This is a genomic window from Mesorhizobium monacense (assembly GCF_056781675.1).
The window spans coordinates 3,367,350-3,382,853 of the sequence record NZ_CM165567.1 but is presented as its reverse complement, the minus strand read 5'-3'; the positions used below and the strand labels follow the sequence as shown (position 1 = coordinate 3,382,853).

The window sequence follows — 15,504 nt, the reverse complement described above, 5'->3', positions numbered from 1 at the left end:
TAGGGCAGTAGGGCGGCAGTTTCCCATTCCCCTACTGCCTTACTGCCCTATTCCCTTATTGCCCTCGCTCCTTCGCCTCATGCATCAGCAGCGCCGCCTCCGTTCGGTTGCGCACGTTGAGCTTGGCCAGCACCCTGGTCATGTGGTGCTTGACCGTCTTTTCCTGCAGCGACAGCCGGGCCGCGACCTCCTTGTTGCTCAAGCCTTCCGCCACCAGCCGCAGGATCTCGGCCTCGCGGCCGGTGAGTTGGCTGAGCGGGTCGGGCTTGCGGTTCGCCGGCTGCAACAGGTTCGACAGGAGCTTGGCCGACAGCGTCGGCGATACATAGCTCTGGCCGGCCGCGACGTCGCCGAGGATCTCGGCCAGCGTCTTCGAACCGACGCCCTTCAGCACATAGCCGCGCACGCCGGCATTGAGCGCCTGGGCAACGTCGGCATTGGTTTCCGACACGGTCAGCATGACGATCTTCTGGCCGGGGTGCCCCGACAGGATGCTGGCCGCGGCGTTGAGCCCGCCGCCGGGCATGCTGATGTCGAGCAGCAATATGTCGGGCGCGATCGTGTGGGCCAGCCTTTCGGCGTCCTCGGCGCTGGCGCCTTCCCCGACCAGCTCGAAGCCGCCGATCTCGCCGAGGCTGCGCGCCACGCCCTCGCGAAACAGCGGATGGTCGTCGACAATGGCGATGCGGATGATGCCGGTCACGGCTGCTCCTCGACTGAGAGTGAAATCACCAATCGTGTACCTTGCGGGCCGGACAGGGTTTCGAACTGCCCGCCGATGCTCTCGATGCGCTCTCTGAGGCCGGCAAGCCCGAGGCCTTCGCTCCTGCCGGGGTCGAAGCCGGGGCCGTCGTCCATCACTTCAACCATCAACCTGCCACCCTTCACCCCGGCTTTCACCGCCTGGTTCCTGCCTTTTCCATGCCGCCAGGCATTGTTCAGCCCTTCCTGGACGAAACGGTAGATGCTGATCTTCTCGGAAGTGCCGAGTTCCGGCAAGCGGGCCGGAAGTGTCAGCGCCACCGAGCTGGAGGTCCGCCGTTCGTGCTCGCTCACCGCGAGCCGCAGGATGTCGATCACGGCCTGCGTCTCGATCTGCGGCAGCACCAGGCCGTTGCAGATGCCGCGTATCTCGCGCATCGCCTCGCCAAGCGTCCTGTGGATGCCGGCGATCTCGGCTTCGCGCTGCTCGCCGGACGAGCCGGGGTCGAGCAGCACGGGGCTGTCCATCCGCAGCGCCGCCAGCGCGACGAGCTGCGCCGGCCCGTCATGCAGGTCGGCGCCGATGCGCCTGAGATAGCGTTCGTTGATTGCGGTGGCGCGGCGCGAGGCACGCTGCACGCGCTGGCGCAGCGACGAGTTCTGCGACAAGGCGGCCTGCAATTCGGAGACCTTTGCCTCCAGCGCGGTGCGCTGGGTCTGGATGGTGTGGCTGCCGCGAAAGACGATGCCGGACAGCAGCGCCAGTGCCGTTGCCGTGGCGCCGGCCACCACCAGCCAGCTCGACCACAAGGCGGCGTTCAGCGTCGACTGGAAATCGTCGGCGATCTCGTAGAATTCCGAAACCGCGACCACTTCGCCCGACCACGGTTCGCGCACCGGATTGTAGATCTCGAACAGCGGCGCGTTCACCGCTTGCTCCTCGTGGCTTTCGGGATCGTCGTCGAGGTCATTGTACTCGGCAACGACATTGCCGCCAAAGGCGGCGACCAGATTGGCGTTCGGTTCGAACCGCTTGCCGATCAGCGTAGTGTCCTTGGCGTAGAGGATCATGCCGTCGCGCCGCCACAGCTTGAACGAGACCAGCCGCTTGCCGAGCGCACCCTGGCCGAGCGTCTCGTCCAGTGCCCGCTTGACCGTGTCGCTGAGCTCGCGGCTGGTGCGCATGTCGGGCAACAGCGGCGCAATCACGCTGTCGACGTAAAGTGCCGTGGTTGCGGCGGAATTGCGCATCACGCCTTCCCGAATCTGCGAGGTCACCCACAGGCCGACCACCAGCATCACCAGCAGAAGCCCGATGCCGCCCGCGATGAAGAACTGCAAGGCCAGCGACAGCTTGCGCCAGTACTGTAAATAATCCCCCAAGAAGGTCCCAGGCAATCGCGCAATCTCCCCCTGTTGGCGAAGATTATAGAGTGAGCGCGGCATTTGCGACATCGACCTTCGTGTTGTGCACGCAGGATTCTTCCGCCGGGCGGATTTTCTGCGGCTCTCGGAGCCTTTGAAGCACGGCAGCGCCGCGGCCGCGGGAGCGGATCCTTGGCGGCGGGGGTTGTGCCGGCCACGTTTCGAGGTCACTATCGGTTGTGCCTTCAAGGCGACGGGCCGCTTCGACACCAAATTGACGAAGCGCCGCTCCGTCGGCCCAGCCGCGGCATCATCCGCGACCGGGAACTCCAGCACCCTTGCCGCCGCCGGTTCGATCCCGGCGGCGTGGATACTCGAAGGCAAAAAGCGGCCGCTCAGATGAAGTCGCAACGGAAGACCCAACTCGTCTTCCCGAGGAAGGCGCAAGCTTTTTCTCTCAAGGAAGCTTTTTCCTGGGAGACCAGCGGACCTTAAGGGGGGTGGGTTCCGCCGAAACCAAAGCAAGATGCGAGGTCAAACGCGATGCATCCCGTTCCGAGCCGAATTCCGGTGTCCATCATCATTCCGAACTACAATTACGCGCGCTTCCTGAAACGCGCCGTCGACAGCGCGCTCGGCCAGGACCACGCGGATGTCGAGGTCATCGTCGTCGACGATCGGTCGAGCGACGAGTCGGCGGCGATCATAAAGTCTTATGGCGACAGGATTCGCGCTTGTCTCAGGCCGAAGAACGGCGGTCATGCCGCGGCCTTCAACACCGGCTTTGCGGCAAGCTCGGGCAAGATCGTGCTGTTTCTCGACGCCGACGACTATCTCTATCCGGACGCCATCTCCAGGATCGTCGACACTTGGGATTCGGCAACCGCCCAGGTCCAATCGAGGCTCCACATCGTCGACGAACGGCAGCGCATCAAGGATGTCTTCCCGCCGCCGGAACTGCCGTTCGATGACGGCGATGTCATGCCGAAGCTCCTGCACAAGGGGCGCTACCAGACGACGGTGACAAGCGGGCTGGCCTTCGACCGCACGACGCTGGAAACCATCATGCCGATCCCCGAAGCGGATTTCCGCCAGGGCGCCGATGGCTATCTTGCGACGCTGGCGCCCCTTTATGGTCATGTTCAGTCGATCGACGAGTGCGTCGGCGCCTACCGCATCCACGGCGCCAACCATTCCGTCTTCGGCGAAAAGCTCGCCGAGCGGGCGCGCTGGCGGGTGACGCACGATTTCCACCGCCTGGAGGCGCTTTCCGACCAGGTCTCCGGTGTCGGCCTGACCGTGGAGCCGTCGAAAACCTTCCTGCACGATCCCGTTCACCTCGAAGAACGGCTGGCCTCGCTCTGCGCCGACAGGGGTCGGCACCCGGTGGCCAATGATTCCAGGCTGGTCCTGGGTGCGGCTGGCGCCGTCGCCAGCCTCCAGATAACGGCGTCGCTCAGGCGGCGCGCCATCCTTGCTGCCTGGTTTCTGTCCGTCGGCATGCTGCCGCGCAAAATGGCGACGGCGGTGCTGTCGTGGAAGCTCGACGCCTCGTCGAGGCCGGCCTTCCTGGCCCGCTTTTCCAAATCCATCCGCCAGGCGATGGGGTGAGGCGTGGTCCGCGCAGCGGACGCAAAGCCAATTGCTTGGCTTTGCGAACAACGAACGCCCGGAGCGACAGCGAAGGGCCGGGTCCGGCAGGGAGGCGCTGTCCCGCCAGCGTATCAATCGGTCCAATTTCCACCTATGCTGGGGCCCTTCGCGCCCCCCTCTCTCCTACCGGACATCCCCCTCCACGAGGGGAGAGATTGGCAGTCTCGGGCCGCATGGAGGCGATCAACCTCTATTGATTGATCTCGGGTTCGACGAGCCTTGCCAGGTTTCGCAGCGACTCCTGCCAGCCGAGGTAACAGGCCTCGGCCGGAATGGCGTCCGGTATGCCTGCCTGCGTGATGTCCAGTTCCGTGCCGACCGAGACTTTCTTCAATATCACCGTCACCTGTATCTCGCCGGGCAGGTTGGGATCATCGAACGTGTCCGTGTAGCGAAGGCGTTCACCCGGAACGAGCTCGACATAATCGCCGCCAAATGAGTGGCTGTTGCCGGTCGTGAAGTTTCGGAAGGACATTTTGAATGTACCGCCGACCTTTGCTTCCAGATGATGGACCGTGCAGGTGAAACCGTTGGGCGGGAGCCATTTAGCCAGCGCGTCCGCCTCGATGAATGCGCGATAGACCTTCTCCGGGCTGGTTGTCAGAACGCGGTGCAAGCGTACGGTGCTGGGCATATCGTTTCTCCTATGATTGCCGGTCTATGTTCCAAGGACGAACGGGTCTTGGCTGTTCCGACCGTGCCGAACATTCTTAAACCGCGACCGCCGCTTCACAGTTCCTTCTCGGCCAGCTCGCGGAACTCGTCCGGCACCGAACGCGCCGCCTCCAGCGCCACGGCGCCATAGCCGACCGCCTGCTTGCCGAAGCGCTGGCGGATCTTGTCGATGGCGCGGTCGGCGCCGAAGCGCGCCAGTCCCCTTTTGCTGCCGGGCCTCCGCTTCTCGTCGGCAAGCCCGAGCGGCAGCTCCAGCTGCAATTCGGCACTTTCCTCGAGATGCGAGACCGAGATCGCCAGCAGCGAAATCACCTTCTCGCCGGGATGGGCGGCAAGCACGCCGCGCACAAGTTCTTCGGCGGTCTCGGCCAGCGTCGCCGTTGCCGAGATCGGCTGGTCGAGCGTGATCGAGCGGCTCACCGCGCGCAGATCGGCAAAGCGCACGCGCACCGTCACCGTGCGGCCGGGACGGTGCTTGGCCCTCAGCCGGCTCGCCACCCGGTCGGCCAGATGCAGCAAGGTAGGCACGAACACATCCGCCACGGCGGGCTTGCGGCCCAACGCCGATTGCGCGCCCGCCGAATGCGCGCGCCGATGCGTCTCGAGCCGGCGGGGGTCGCGGTTCCACGCCAGTGCGGCAAGCTTTTGCCCGGCGGCCGGCCCGATCAGCCGCTCCAGCGCGCCGCTATGGGTTTGCGCCAACTGGCCGATGGTCTCGACGCCGATCTCGGCCAGCCGCGCCTTGGTCGCCGGGCCGACGCCCCACATCAGGGAGACCGGCAAATCGTGCAGGAAGGCAAGTTCGCCGGCGGGATCGACCACAACCAGCCCGTCGGGCTTGGCCACCTGCGAGGCGATCTTGGCCAGGTGCTTGGTGCGCGCCACGCCGATCGAGATCGGCAGGCCGAGCTCGGCCCGCACGCGGCGCCGTACAATGGCGGCGATCTCGGCCGGCGGCCCGAACAGATGCGTGCAGCCGGCGACGTCGGCAAAGGCCTCGTCGATGGAGATGCGCTCGACCAGCGGCGTGAAATCGTCGAGCACTTCTATGGCGGCGTCGCCGAGCCGCTGATAGTCGCCGAAATGGCCGCCGACGAAGATCAGCTGCGGACAGAGTTCGCGGGCCTTGCGTCCGGGCATGCCGCCGCGCACGCCGAAGGCTCGAGCCTCATAAGAGGCGGCCAGCACCACACCGCCGCCGACGGCGATCGGCTTGCCGCGTAGCGACGGATCGAGCAACTGCTCGACCGAAGCATAGAAGGCATCGAGGTCGGCATGCAGGATGGTGGCGCTGGTTTCCATCCCGTTCCACCCTACGGCATTGCAGCATTAGCCATGCCTGTTTTAAGGACTTTTTTGCCGAACAAAAAGAGAACAAACAGGGTCTCTTGTCAAGCTGCGTTTGAGCCGTCGGAGGGGGCGGGTGGAAAGTCTTTCGATGAAGGGGGGATTCAAGATGGAATCTCGTTTTTTTTACTCGCCGTCAGCGGGCAGCGCACCATCGACGAAGGTCCATGATCTGCACCGGAACATAGTCGCGCGCCACGGCGTTGATTGGCTCGAAGGGACCCTGTTTTGCGGAGGCCTGAGATGGACCGCTTCGATATCATCGATCTCGTTTGTGTCGTTGACGCCTGCACCACCGACCGCGCCGCCGGGCGGCTCGTATCGATGGCGAGGGCCGTCGAAGAGTTGCGCGTGCTCACCGGGGATTTCGTCTCGCCGGATGAGACCGTAGCCAACGCGCTATCCGCGGTGGCGCTGGAGCGCGGCTGCGCGGTGCTGTTCGACGAGCAGCCAGGCGCCGACATTTTGCGGGCACCATAGCGCGTCGCCAAGAGGCGGCCCCGCTTATTTGACGGCTATACCAGGCGGCTGCATCGCCCTCTCTGCCTTCGTCGAATTCTGTCGTTTCAGGCGCCTTCCATCAACGACGCGACGACCGTTTTTCGCGCGAATCGGCGGTAGTGGGACCATAGTCCGACCAGCATGGGCCCTCTGCGGTCCAAATGGCGCAAGCCCGTTTCCGGCTTTCACCTAACCTAAGAATATCAATGGGTTGTGTAGGTTTTTTGATCGGAACTGTTCGCTGGCGAGCGGCTTCGCTCTCGCATTGAAACCACATTTATCTAAAGTTTACTGACGCCATTAGGAATTTCTCATATTGCCCTCTTTAGCGGTTGGGCGTGGTGGCGATTCTCGGAGGAAAATACCCATGACATCCCGAAAGACTCTCTTTGCCGCGGTTGCGGCATTCGCGCTTCTGGCGTCTCCCGCGCTGGCCGCCGCCGGCGGCAATGGCGGTGGCCACGGCAATGGCGGTGGCCACGGGAATAGCGGCGGCAACTCAGGCAAAAGCGGCTCGCAGGGCAATTCCGGCAAGAGCGGCACGCACGGCAAGTCAGGCAAGACCACGCACGGCAAGTCGGCATCGGCAAAGTCGGGCAAGAAGGCCACGACGCAGGTCTCCGTGGATGAGGTGGAGGTCGCCGCCGTTCCCAAGGAGAAGAACATCCACGCCAAGCTCGGCCGGCTGAACTCGCTGCAGCGCAACATCAACGCCTATATGAACTCCAAGAGCAAGAAGTTCGCTGGCATTCAGGCTTATGTGATGGGATCCGCGATTGCCCAGAACGCCCAGGCCGCGGCCGACGCGGCCGCTGCCGCGGTGGTCGACGCCCAAAACGCGGTGCTGGACAAGCAGGCGGAGTTCGACGCGGCGAATTTGGTTACACCTCCGACGCAGGAGGAGCTGGATGCCCAAGCCGCAACAATCGCTGAGTTGGAGGGCAAAGTCACGGATGCCCAGACAGCGGCTGACACGGCCCAGGCGGAGGCAGACGCAGCCGTTACCGACGTCCCATCGCTCGACGACGCGCTTGCCGACATGGCCAACAAACCCGTCGACACCGAGGTCAAGGACTGGGCCACGGGTGTGCTTGCCGACAAGATCGACCAGGTAGCCGCCAAGCTGGCGGAGGAGACTCCGGCAACGCCGTAAGGCCGATCGAAGTCGAAGCAAAAACGAAATATGCCGCCGGGCTTTGCCCGGCGGCATTGTTTTGAGCGTATCGCGACGTAGAACAAAGCCGTGCCGTCCACGCCCGCCCCTGTGCTGCCGGACATCTTCGACTTAGGGAGAGAACGGCAACTTCGCCGCCGGCAGGTTCGCCCCGGCGCGCACCTACGCAACGAGGCCAGAACGGTTGCTAACCTCAAGTGCGGCATAGCTAATACTCGTTGGCGGGTGTACCTTCCCGGAGTCGGGTTCAAACGGCATTGGGGAGAACAACAGCATGCCTAGGGTTTCGGAACTTTTCTTCAAGACGGCCCTCGTCTTTCTCATCGTGGGTATCGCCGTCGGCCTGCATATGGCGATCTCGGAAGATCACGCCGCTTTCCCGGCGCATGCCCACATCAACCTTCTTGGCTGGGTCACCTCCGCGATATTCGGTGGTTACTACGCGCTCAATCCGGCCAAGGCCGCTCGTCGAATCGCGATGGTCCACTACGGCCTCTATACGCTCGGCCTGGTGGTGATGCTGCCGGCGCTCTACCTGATGCTGGCGAAGGGCAACACGGCGATCGAGCCGCTCGTCGCCGCGGGTTCCATGATCGTCGCCGCCGCCGTTCTGGTTTTCGGCTTCGTGGTCTTCTCGTCCGAACCGGTGGCTACCGTCTCCGGCTTGAAGTCGGCGCCTCGCTGACCGGAGTCATGGTACGCTGCCGGGTGGGTTGCTATGCCATGGCGTAGCGGGTCCCCTGGCGCAGGCTGCTGGTTCGCGGGCTGAAAAGGCTTGCCCTGGCGTCCGGAACGGACGCCAGGGCGCCTGCCCTCGCTGGCGGGCGCAACAAGTCAAGCTTTGGACGAGTGCGCCGTGCCGCCGGTTAAAAAAGCCGCGACAGCAAGGTGTGGATGATGCCGTCGCGTTCGAACGGCCCGGGCACCTTGGCCGGGAGCGATTTGTCGGCCCTGGCCGCCGATGAGGTGCGGCCATAGATGAGCAAAAGCACGGCGATGAAGTAGCCCGCCTGCAGCACCAGGGCGGCGACAAATGTCCAGCCCAGCGACTGCCAAAACGATCCGGTTGCCGCGTAAATCCAGCCAAGGATTACGAGAAGCGTTACTGACATTCCCACAAGAAATTGCGGAAAATACATTTGCCCAATCGAACATCCCGGACCGATTGAAACCCGGGAAGTCCGCCCATGTCTCTACCCAGATCGAGCGTTGCACCTTTCATGTGCGGTCGCAAGTTGGCACTGTGCCGCGCTCTCGGAGGGCTTTCGGCCTACGGCATGCGACCTATGTCTTAGGACTTAGGACCATACGCCTTTCGGTGCAAGTGTGGCGTTGGAGCATCGCGCGCTTTGCTGAATTGTTTCTGCCGCGGGCGAAATCAGCGCAAGGTCGTCGGCGCTGGCTTCGCTGTCGGCTCGATGCGCGAAAGTTCGCGAGCGCCGGCGTTTCCGCAGCGATCGCGCTTCTCACCATCTGATCGCGATCAAGGCGGCACTCGATGACGAGCGCCGGCCGAGGCAGCTAAAGGAAACTCCGCCGGCGCTCGGCGCAAGGGTTGGGTGCTTCGCTTGCGCAAGACATATTAGCGTTTGCGAATATTTTGACCTATCCACCCAAAGAAGGATGCGGTTCCCCAAAGAAGCTGAATTGTCCACGCCCGCCGGACTTGCTGCGGTAGAGCGCGGTATCGGCTTTCTGGAGCAGCTCGTCGCTGCCCAGGGCATCACCAGGCGCCAGCGCGATGCCGATGCTGACGCCGACGACGACCGGGCTGTCGGTGACCGAGAAGGGCGACTGGAAGCGCTCGATAATGCGCCGGGCAAGCGCCGACACATCCGTCTGTCCGGTAATCCCGGTCTGGATGATGGCGAATTCGTCGCCGCCGAGACGCGCGACGGTATCGTTGTTGCGTACCGCGGCACGCAGCCGGCCAGCCACGTCGATCAGCAATCTGTCGCCGGCCTTGTGGCCGAAATTGTCGTTGACCGGTTTGAAGTTGTCGAGGTCGAGGTAGTGCACGGCCATCAGGGCGCCTCGCTTGGCAAGGGCAAGCGCGCCGTGCAGCCGGTCGGAAAACAGCATGCGGTTGGGCAGGTCGGTCAGCGCGTCGTGATGCGCCATATGCGCGATCGTGGCCTGGTTGCGGCGCTGTTCGGTGACGTCGAAATAGGTGGTGACGAAGCCGCCACCCTCGATCGGCATGCCGCGCACCTCGACGATGGTTCCGTTGGGCCGCGTGCGTTCGTAGACATGCGCCTCGCGCTGCCTGACGAGGGCGAGGCGGCGCGCGACATGCATCTCGATATCGCCCGGCCCATACTCGCCACGCTCGGCGTTGAAGCGAAACAGCGTCTCCATCGAGGGGTAGCCATTGGCGAAAAGGTCGTCGGGATAGTCAAGCAGCGCGCGTTGCCGCTGATTGCAGACGACCATGTTGAGATCCTGGTCGAACAGCGAAACGCCGCCCGGGAAATTGTCGATCACGGCCTCCAGCAGCCGGATCCGCTCGCGCGAATGCTCGATCAACTGGCCCATCCGCCCGATCGCTTCGGCCAGGCCCGGCAGGCCGACCCCTGACGGCTGGGCGACCTCGAACGCATTCGCTAAGATACGTGACACCTTCGGCATCGGCCGCTGACCCCCTCAGCAATTTTCCGAAATATGCGGCAACGCTAATATGGAACGATTGCCATCGGATTAACGGCCCTGGCCCGTGCCTGCCTTTGCGGGGGCAGGTTGGTCGCCTCATCGGGCGCGTGCATGGCCTTTGGGTCTTTTGGTCGATGCCATGGGACCTTTGGCCAAGGACTTCTGAATTCAGGAACCAAGCACAGGCCTGACCGTTCCCCAACCACATCAATCAGGAGGAGCTTATGGAACGCAGCGTCCACGAGGCGCGGTGGATACTTGCGCCTGTCTTCGCGCTCGGCGTCGTCTTTGTCACTGCCGGAATCCTGTTCGGCTAGTGGCCGGGAACAATAGCCAGCGACCCGCCGAGAACGTCCCTTCATCGGCGGAAGGCCGACCCCGCCGCCTTTTCCCGTGAAAGGCGGCGGGTTTCGGTTTGCGCGGCCTTTCCTTCGAGAAGCCTGCCCGGACGCAAGAAGGCCCGCCGTGCCCAACGCGCGGCGGGCCTTTTCGTGGTGTTCGCATGAAGTCCCCAATGTGAAATACCACTATGTCGTCGTCGACAACCAGACCGTGCTTGTCGATCCCGGCACACGCAAGATCGTGAAGATCATTCAGTGACCCGCATCGAACGGCCCGCCGCTTGCCGGAGTGGTGGGCCGGTCCGCGCCGTATTATTTCGTGACTAATATAAGCAGGTATAAGCAGGAACCTTCCTTGGAATCACGCGTCTGACTTCGTGCTGCCTTATTAGTAGGCAGCATGGGCCAGCGAAGCGGCGAGGCGGCAAACAGGCACGGGCTGGGGAGGAGGCAAGGCATTATGTCGAAACGTGAAATAGGAACGTCCCCCGCATTGGGGATGCGGGTCGCTGACCTGAGGGCCAGGATGCGCAGCGCAAGCATCACCGAGCATGAGATGAGAACTTTCCAGAAGGTCGCGGCCATCATGGGTGATGGCGAAGGCTCCCTACGCATCGATGCCGACGACCTGATTGCGGCGTCCTTCGTTACCCAAGGGACGGGCGATCACTCCCTGAATTGACAATCCGCCGGTCTGAATCGGCCGAAAAAATCGCGCATACGGTCTGTCGAGTATCAGCGCAGGTAAGGGCGCTGATGCCCGACGTCCGCACGCGTGCCGTCAGCTGTGGCCGACAAAGGCCGGGACGCATGCCGTCCCTCACCAGGGCGGCCGTCAGGGCCGATCTGGCCGCGCTCGGTTATGTTCGCTTTTGCCGCAGGCCGGAACCAATCGCCGCCGACATCCTTTCCCGAAGGACAAGCCTTGCAGGAAAGGAGTTGGACCATGAAACCACTCTTGTCATGCGCCTTGCTGCTGGCGCTCGCCGGACCGGCGGCCGCGCAGACCGACGACCAGATGAACGCCCCGGCGCCGGGCGGACCGTGCCAGGCCGAGCCACAAGGTCAGAACGACGGCCAGAAGCCGTCGATGGCCAGTGGCGGCAATGGCGGCCTGACCGGCAAGCTCGAACCTTGCGGCGGCGTGCTGCAGCCGCCGCCCACCGGCGACCAGGGCATGGCCCAGCCGGCGCCGAATGAGGGCAGGACGCCCGTGATCAAGCCCGGCGAAGTGCCTGCGCAACCGCCGAAGCAGTAACCCGATTTTATGGGGTCGCCGTGCCGGAGCCGTTGCCGGCGCCTCGAGAGCGGGTTGCTCGGCGAAGCACCTTGGCTCGGCGAAGGGCCGTGACAGGATCGACGCCGCTCCATGCAATACCTGTTGCCTCGACAAAGCCGACGAAGGCGCACCGGACCTGGTCGGCCGTCAAATGCCCGTTCCGTGCCATATCGCACGCCTTCATGGCAGCGGCGTAAGCTTTGCCACGCAACGGTTCCGGCCACTCCTTCAGGAAATTCTGCATCTCGGCCACCGATCCGACGTTGCGCCGAAAGCCGGCGCCGACCGCGATCGCCACAGGCGGATGGAACGGCATGTCGCTCATGTGAAAAACCTCCCGGATAGAGTTTCAAGGCAATTCAATGCGGACGATGCCGGTGCGGTTCCCGCGCCGATGGCGGTCGATCAATTAGTCCCGACTTGCGGAACAACAGCGTTGTGGCGGCGTTTGCCTTCAGAGCTCGCCACTTATCGACCTGTGGATGTTTCCGCCAAGGCGGAGGCGAGGGCGAAGCTCGCCAACACGAAACAGGAGAGAACGATGAAAATCCTGATTCCTTCCGCCGCCGCGCTGCTTCTTCTTGCAGGCGTCGGTGTCTCTGCCGCGGAGGACGTGATTGTAACAACTCAGCCGCAGGCGGTCGTGATCACGCCCGAAGAAAGGACGGTCATCCGCAAATATGTGCACCGGCATCCGCTGGCTTCGATAAACCTTCTAGGCGTCGAGCTTAATCTCGGCTCCACTCTGCCTGACACCGTAGAGCTGCGGGAGATTCCCGACACTCGATACAGATACACGGTCGTCGGCGACCACACCGTGCTGGTCGACCCCGGCACGCGCCGGGTCGTCGAAGTCATCGAGTGATGCATGATACCTGTCCCGCCGTCTTCGAGAGGAGACGGCGGGCAACGGGTTTGTTCAAAGGAGCATTCCCATGTTGCCGCATGTCGAGACCCCAAACTCAACCAATGTCGCGGCCTGTTGCGACAAGCTGCTGGCCGAGCGAAGCACCGGCTTGCTGTCGATGAAGGAGGCGATCACCGAACTGCGCCGGCGCACCGGCACAGAGCGCTCCGACGCGGATCTCGCCGGGCTGATTACCAAGAAGGCGGCGTTGCTGGGTGTCGCGGTCCTGTCCAACGACCACTAAAGGAAATCGCGGCGTCGAGCGCGCCTACGCCCCAAGACGCCGGCCGAAATATCGGCTAATGTTTGCCGGGAATTGGACCCATCCGATTTGGACCCAACCACGGAGGTGACAGTGACGGACGACAGGCAGGAACGCATTCGCCAGCGGGCGCACGAAATCTGGGAACAGGCCGGGCGGCCCGAGGGCTCGGACATGCAACATTGGGACCAGGCGACCGCCGAGATCGACGGAGCGGCGAAGCCGAAAGCCAAGGCTGCGCCGAAGAAGGCTGCGCCCGCCAAGTCAGCCAAACCGGCAGCCGCCAAGGCCAAGGCACCCGCCAAGGCCGCCAAGGCAAAAGCCAAGGGCTGAGCGCCGGCGGCTAGCTGCCCTCCTTTCATCATCAAAGGACAGCACCCGTGCGTCGGGTGAAGCCTCGGTTGCGTTCCATGCCCAGCGCTCTGCCGAGCGTTGGCAACACCGGGCTGCGGTTTAGTATGTAGAGGGCAGGGCCTATGGCTGGCTGCCGATGGCCGCTGTTTCCAGCTCGCCGGCCCGGCCGCCGGAACCTTTAGCTGTTGCTAGGGTGGCGATCGGATGGAACATTAGCCCATTCGAATGGTTGAGATCCTGCGTCCGATGTCGCTGCTTGGCATCCGGCGCAGGCTGGTGGGCAAACATCGGCCGGCCCGCGTCATCGGTCCCTCCGTGGCGCGGGCTCCTTGTGGATAGAGTTCCGGATTTCCGCAAGGCCAGCGATAAGCGTGGCATCTCACGCGTCCCAGGCATCGCTGGAGAGCGCGAAGCGGATGCCGGCCGCCGTCATCGCAAGTTCGCATTCGGTGATTGCCCGCAGGTTGCGCAGATAGCGCGCCACGGTTTGCGGCAGCCAGCCGGCACAGGCCTCGACATAGGCGCGGCTGTGGACCAGCGTGCCGGTCGACAGCCGCTCCTCCTTCCCGGCGATGACCTTCAGATACTGGCGGATGAAGCGGATGTCCTCGGCGATGTCCTGGCTGGCCATGCGCCAGGCGGCGGCGAGGCGCTGCCTCTGGTCGGTCGTTGCGGGAGAAATGAGCGGGCGGGAGAGATCGGTGAAGGCGGCGTGATTGGCGGTGTTCATCCGGATCTCCCGTGGGATCGATGATAGTACTTTATGTACGAAATCTCGTCAATCGAGTTTCGTACAATTCGAACGATATTTGGGTGGCTTCACCTGAGCCGCATCGTAAAGCCTTCGAGATTTATGCGAGCTTCGTCGAGCGCTTTTCCCAGGATCAGGTCGACCATGTCGCCCCTGTCGGGGCCGAGCAGGTGCAAGCCTTTCCGGAGCGAGTCGCGCCAGCTGTCGCCCCTGTTCCACGCTTCCGAAAACGCGAAGGCGAGGTCGTCCTGCCGGCGCGTGGCGTCAAGCGCTTCGACCAGCAGGGCTGCCTGGTGGAGATCCTTTTCCCGCTTGGCGGCGGCGCTTTGCTGCCGGCGAGAGGCGACGATCAGCTTGTGGACGGCATATCGCTCAGGCGAGGGGACCAGCACGGGCACGCCCGAGCGGTGCAGGAGCACCGTTCTCATGGGGTCACGGATCAGAAAATCCAAAAAACGCAGCGGCTGCGCGGAGGCGCCTCCCAACGACGGCATGGGGCTTGCGTGATCGTCATGGTCGTCGCTGCCCCGGTTCGGAGTGAGGAATTCGACCTTGTAGCGAGAAGCATTCTCGAACTGCGTGGTCCGTCCGGCATCCGTTCGGTGCGGAATTTCACGAAATGTCGGGTCGATTGCCTTGAGCACCTCAATGACCGGCGGCAGACTGTCGTCCACTTCGGCCGAGACGGAATGAAATTGAGCGAAGTCTACGTCGCCTGTCTGCAGCGAGGCGCCAGGCAGCCGCACGCCCAGATGGCCGGCATAGGTCTGGAAGGCGACCGTTCCGACCAAAACAGCGCGCAGGCGAAAGAGTCCAGCCTTCTCCAGGGCTTCGACCACTGCGCCGGTGAATGTGTCAGGCGCGGTCAAGCCGGCATCGCGCACGAGGCTGGAAACCAGCTTGCGGCGGCTCCTGAGGTCGCTCTTGATCTCCTTGAAGGCCGCCACCCGTTTTGCGATCTCGGGATCTTCGGCCGGGCCGACATATCGTCTCGTCTTCCTCGGGCGGGTTTCCTCGAAATACCAGTAGTCGCGGCCCTTCACGGGAACGCGCACGAAATTGCCCGTCGTCGAGAAATCGGTTTCGAACGAGGCATCCAGGCTGCGCTGCACCAGCTCTGCATACATCGTGCGATAGGCGAGATCGATCGTTTTCATGGCTCGCTCTGGTCCGCAGTTCTTGTGTTATAAGAATTCTGTATTTTTCTTATAACTGCACGCTGCCGAACTGAATTTCAAGTGAGTTATAAGAAGACGGTGAAAATCTTATAACTAGGTGGTCGAGCGCGTGATAGCCGCCAACAAGGACGCGCTCACCAACCCGGCGCTGGTCCATGCCTCGCTGAAGGCGCTGAACGACGGCCATTTCCTGAGGAGCGAAGCCGGCGCCATCGGCACCATCGACCAGGCCAAGGTGACGCGATGGGGGAATATCTCTTCGCCGCCGGGATTCTGCTGGACGGCGACGGCAAGGTGTTGAAGCAACGTCCGGATTTCGAGGGCTATTTCACGAATGCGTATCTGGGTAGCTAATCTCCCCTCAAG

18 protein-coding genes and 2 pseudogenes are annotated in these 15,504 nt (G+C 63.2%); 11 read left to right on the top strand and 9 right to left on the bottom strand.

Annotated features, from left to right (window positions below; genetic code table 11):
* Window positions 1-55: 55 nt before the first annotated feature.
* The gene (locus AC1RUK_RS16505) at window positions 56-703 is read right to left on the bottom strand and encodes a LuxR C-terminal-related transcriptional regulator (RefSeq protein ID WP_481834770.1); all 648 of its coding nucleotides are present in this window, start codon (window positions 701-703) and stop codon (window positions 56-58) included.
* Window positions 700-2,055, bottom strand: coding sequence for a sensor histidine kinase (locus tag AC1RUK_RS16500; RefSeq protein WP_481839481.1), 1,356 nt, complete (start codon window positions 2,053-2,055; stop codon window positions 700-702). The genes AC1RUK_RS16505 and AC1RUK_RS16500 overlap by 4 nt, the downstream gene beginning before the upstream one ends.
* 555 nt (window positions 2,056-2,610) lie before the next feature.
* On the opposite strand from AC1RUK_RS16500, the gene AC1RUK_RS16495 reads away from it, so the two are divergent.
* Window positions 2,611-3,678, top strand: coding sequence for a glycosyltransferase family 2 protein (locus tag AC1RUK_RS16495; RefSeq protein WP_481834771.1), 1,068 nt, complete (start codon window positions 2,611-2,613; stop codon window positions 3,676-3,678).
* Window positions 3,679-3,910: 232 nt separating this feature from the next.
* Here AC1RUK_RS16495 and AC1RUK_RS16490 read toward each other — a convergent pair whose 3' ends face one another.
* Window positions 3,911-4,354, bottom strand: a complete 444-nt coding sequence (locus AC1RUK_RS16490) for an SRPBCC family protein (protein WP_192181491.1) — start codon at window positions 4,352-4,354, stop codon at window positions 3,911-3,913.
* Window positions 4,355-4,449: 95 nt separating this feature from the next.
* Window positions 4,450-5,697 carry a DNA polymerase IV gene (gene dinB, locus AC1RUK_RS16485; protein ID WP_481834772.1) on the bottom strand — a complete coding sequence of 416 codons (1,248 nt, stop codon included), beginning with the start codon at window positions 5,695-5,697 and terminating at the stop codon, window positions 4,450-4,452.
* A gap of 288 nt (window positions 5,698-5,985) precedes the next feature.
* Here dinB and AC1RUK_RS16480 point away from each other — a divergent pair, with 288 nt between their 5' ends.
* The 3 genes from AC1RUK_RS16480 to AC1RUK_RS16470 all read left to right on the top strand — a co-directional run bounded on the left by AC1RUK_RS16480 (window position 5,986) and on the right by AC1RUK_RS16470 (window position 8,102).
* Window positions 5,986-6,222 (top strand): hypothetical protein, encoded by a 237-nt coding sequence (locus tag AC1RUK_RS16480; RefSeq protein WP_481834773.1) that lies wholly within the window; start codon window positions 5,986-5,988, stop codon window positions 6,220-6,222.
* Between the two features lie 388 nt (window positions 6,223-6,610).
* On the top strand, window positions 6,611-7,396 hold the full coding sequence (locus AC1RUK_RS16475) for a hypothetical protein (protein WP_436174104.1): 786 nt from the start codon (window positions 6,611-6,613) through the stop codon (window positions 7,394-7,396).
* A gap of 295 nt (window positions 7,397-7,691) precedes the next feature.
* The gene (locus AC1RUK_RS16470) at window positions 7,692-8,102 is read left to right on the top strand and encodes a hypothetical protein (RefSeq protein WP_436174105.1); all 411 of its coding nucleotides are present in this window, start codon (window positions 7,692-7,694) and stop codon (window positions 8,100-8,102) included.
* 181 nt (window positions 8,103-8,283) lie between these two features.
* Here AC1RUK_RS16470 and AC1RUK_RS16465 read toward each other — a convergent pair whose 3' ends face one another.
* Together AC1RUK_RS16465 and AC1RUK_RS16460 are read right to left on the bottom strand one after the other, a co-directional pair.
* The gene (locus tag AC1RUK_RS16465; RefSeq protein ID WP_481834774.1) at window positions 8,284-8,529 is read right to left on the bottom strand and encodes an exopolysaccharide production repressor protein; all 246 of its coding nucleotides are present in this window, start codon (window positions 8,527-8,529) and stop codon (window positions 8,284-8,286) included.
* Between the two features lie 493 nt (window positions 8,530-9,022).
* Window positions 9,023-10,036 carry a diguanylate cyclase domain-containing protein gene (locus AC1RUK_RS16460; RefSeq protein ID WP_481840298.1) on the bottom strand — a complete coding sequence of 338 codons (1,014 nt, stop codon included), beginning with the start codon at window positions 10,034-10,036 and terminating at the stop codon, window positions 9,023-9,025.
* A gap of 531 nt (window positions 10,037-10,567) precedes the next feature.
* Between AC1RUK_RS16460 and AC1RUK_RS16455 the strand changes: the two are divergent.
* The 3 genes and pseudogenes from AC1RUK_RS16455 to AC1RUK_RS16445 all read left to right on the top strand — a co-directional run.
* A pseudogene (locus AC1RUK_RS16455) lies at window positions 10,568-10,666 on the top strand (DUF1236 domain-containing protein); the annotation flags it as partial.
* Window positions 10,667-10,867: 201 nt separating this feature from the next.
* Window positions 10,868-11,089, top strand: coding sequence for a hypothetical protein (locus AC1RUK_RS16450; RefSeq protein WP_481834776.1), 222 nt, complete (start codon window positions 10,868-10,870; stop codon window positions 11,087-11,089).
* A gap of 264 nt (window positions 11,090-11,353) precedes the next feature.
* Window positions 11,354-11,665 (top strand): hypothetical protein, encoded by a 312-nt coding sequence (locus AC1RUK_RS16445; RefSeq protein WP_481834777.1) that lies wholly within the window; start codon window positions 11,354-11,356, stop codon window positions 11,663-11,665.
* A 7-nt stretch (window positions 11,666-11,672) separates the two neighbouring features.
* On the opposite strand, the gene AC1RUK_RS16440 is transcribed toward AC1RUK_RS16445, so the two are convergent.
* Window positions 11,673-12,011, bottom strand: coding sequence for a DUF982 domain-containing protein (locus AC1RUK_RS16440; protein WP_481834778.1), 339 nt, complete (start codon window positions 12,009-12,011; stop codon window positions 11,673-11,675).
* A gap of 216 nt (window positions 12,012-12,227) precedes the next feature.
* Here AC1RUK_RS16440 and AC1RUK_RS16435 point away from each other — a divergent pair, with 216 nt between their 5' ends.
* From AC1RUK_RS16435 to AC1RUK_RS16425, 3 genes are all read left to right on the top strand, one after another.
* Window positions 12,228-12,551 carry a DUF1236 domain-containing protein gene (locus AC1RUK_RS16435; RefSeq protein ID WP_436174111.1) on the top strand — a complete coding sequence of 108 codons (324 nt, stop codon included), beginning with the start codon at window positions 12,228-12,230 and terminating at the stop codon, window positions 12,549-12,551.
* Between the two features lie 70 nt (window positions 12,552-12,621).
* A complete protein-coding gene (locus AC1RUK_RS16430; protein ID WP_436174112.1) occupies window positions 12,622-12,837 on the top strand; it encodes a hypothetical protein in 216 nt (71 codons plus the stop codon).
* Window positions 12,838-12,948: 111 nt separating this feature from the next.
* Window positions 12,949-13,188 (top strand): DUF2934 domain-containing protein, encoded by a 240-nt coding sequence (locus tag AC1RUK_RS16425; protein ID WP_436174113.1) that lies wholly within the window; start codon window positions 12,949-12,951, stop codon window positions 13,186-13,188.
* Between the two features lie 400 nt (window positions 13,189-13,588).
* On the opposite strand, the gene AC1RUK_RS16420 is transcribed toward AC1RUK_RS16425, so the two are convergent.
* On the bottom strand, window positions 13,589-13,939 hold the full coding sequence (locus AC1RUK_RS16420; RefSeq protein ID WP_481834779.1) for a hypothetical protein: 351 nt from the start codon (window positions 13,937-13,939) through the stop codon (window positions 13,589-13,591).
* A gap of 89 nt (window positions 13,940-14,028) precedes the next feature.
* Window positions 14,029-15,117 carry a nucleotidyltransferase family protein gene (locus tag AC1RUK_RS16415; RefSeq protein WP_481834780.1) on the bottom strand — a complete coding sequence of 363 codons (1,089 nt, stop codon included), beginning with the start codon at window positions 15,115-15,117 and terminating at the stop codon, window positions 14,029-14,031.
* 130 nt (window positions 15,118-15,247) lie between these two features.
* Between AC1RUK_RS16415 and AC1RUK_RS16410 the strand changes: the two are divergent.
* A pseudogene (locus AC1RUK_RS16410) lies at window positions 15,248-15,492 on the top strand (ABC transporter substrate-binding protein); the annotation flags it as partial.
* Window positions 15,493-15,504 lie beyond the last annotated feature (12 nt).

Excerpts from the sequence above, each read along its gene's own strand:
- AC1RUK_RS16495 (WP_481834771.1), top strand. The coding sequence starts at position 2,611 with ATGCATCCCGTTCCGAGCCGAATTCCGGTGTCCATCATCATTCCGAAC.
- AC1RUK_RS16490 (WP_192181491.1), bottom strand. The coding sequence starts at position 4,354 with ATGCCCAGCACCGTACGCTTGCACCGCGTTCTGACAACCAGCCCGGAG.
- dinB (WP_481834772.1), bottom strand. The coding sequence starts at position 5,697 with ATGGAAACCAGCGCCACCATCCTGCATGCCGACCTCGATGCCTTCTAT.
- AC1RUK_RS16480 (WP_481834773.1), top strand. The coding sequence starts at position 5,986 with ATGGACCGCTTCGATATCATCGATCTCGTTTGTGTCGTTGACGCCTGC.
- AC1RUK_RS16475 (WP_436174104.1), top strand. The coding sequence starts at position 6,611 with ATGACATCCCGAAAGACTCTCTTTGCCGCGGTTGCGGCATTCGCGCTT.
- AC1RUK_RS16470 (WP_436174105.1), top strand. The coding sequence starts at position 7,692 with ATGCCTAGGGTTTCGGAACTTTTCTTCAAGACGGCCCTCGTCTTTCTC.
- AC1RUK_RS16465 (WP_481834774.1), bottom strand. The coding sequence starts at position 8,529 with ATGTCAGTAACGCTTCTCGTAATCCTTGGCTGGATTTACGCGGCAACC.
- AC1RUK_RS16450 (WP_481834776.1), top strand. The coding sequence starts at position 10,868 with ATGTCGAAACGTGAAATAGGAACGTCCCCCGCATTGGGGATGCGGGTC.
- AC1RUK_RS16445 (WP_481834777.1), top strand. The coding sequence starts at position 11,354 with ATGAAACCACTCTTGTCATGCGCCTTGCTGCTGGCGCTCGCCGGACCG.
- AC1RUK_RS16440 (WP_481834778.1), bottom strand. The coding sequence starts at position 12,011 with ATGAGCGACATGCCGTTCCATCCGCCTGTGGCGATCGCGGTCGGCGCC.
- AC1RUK_RS16435 (WP_436174111.1), top strand. The coding sequence starts at position 12,228 with ATGAAAATCCTGATTCCTTCCGCCGCCGCGCTGCTTCTTCTTGCAGGC.
- AC1RUK_RS16430 (WP_436174112.1), top strand. The coding sequence starts at position 12,622 with ATGTTGCCGCATGTCGAGACCCCAAACTCAACCAATGTCGCGGCCTGT.
- AC1RUK_RS16420 (WP_481834779.1), bottom strand. The coding sequence starts at position 13,939 with ATGAACACCGCCAATCACGCCGCCTTCACCGATCTCTCCCGCCCGCTC.
- AC1RUK_RS16415 (WP_481834780.1), bottom strand. The coding sequence starts at position 15,117 with ATGAAAACGATCGATCTCGCCTATCGCACGATGTATGCAGAGCTGGTG.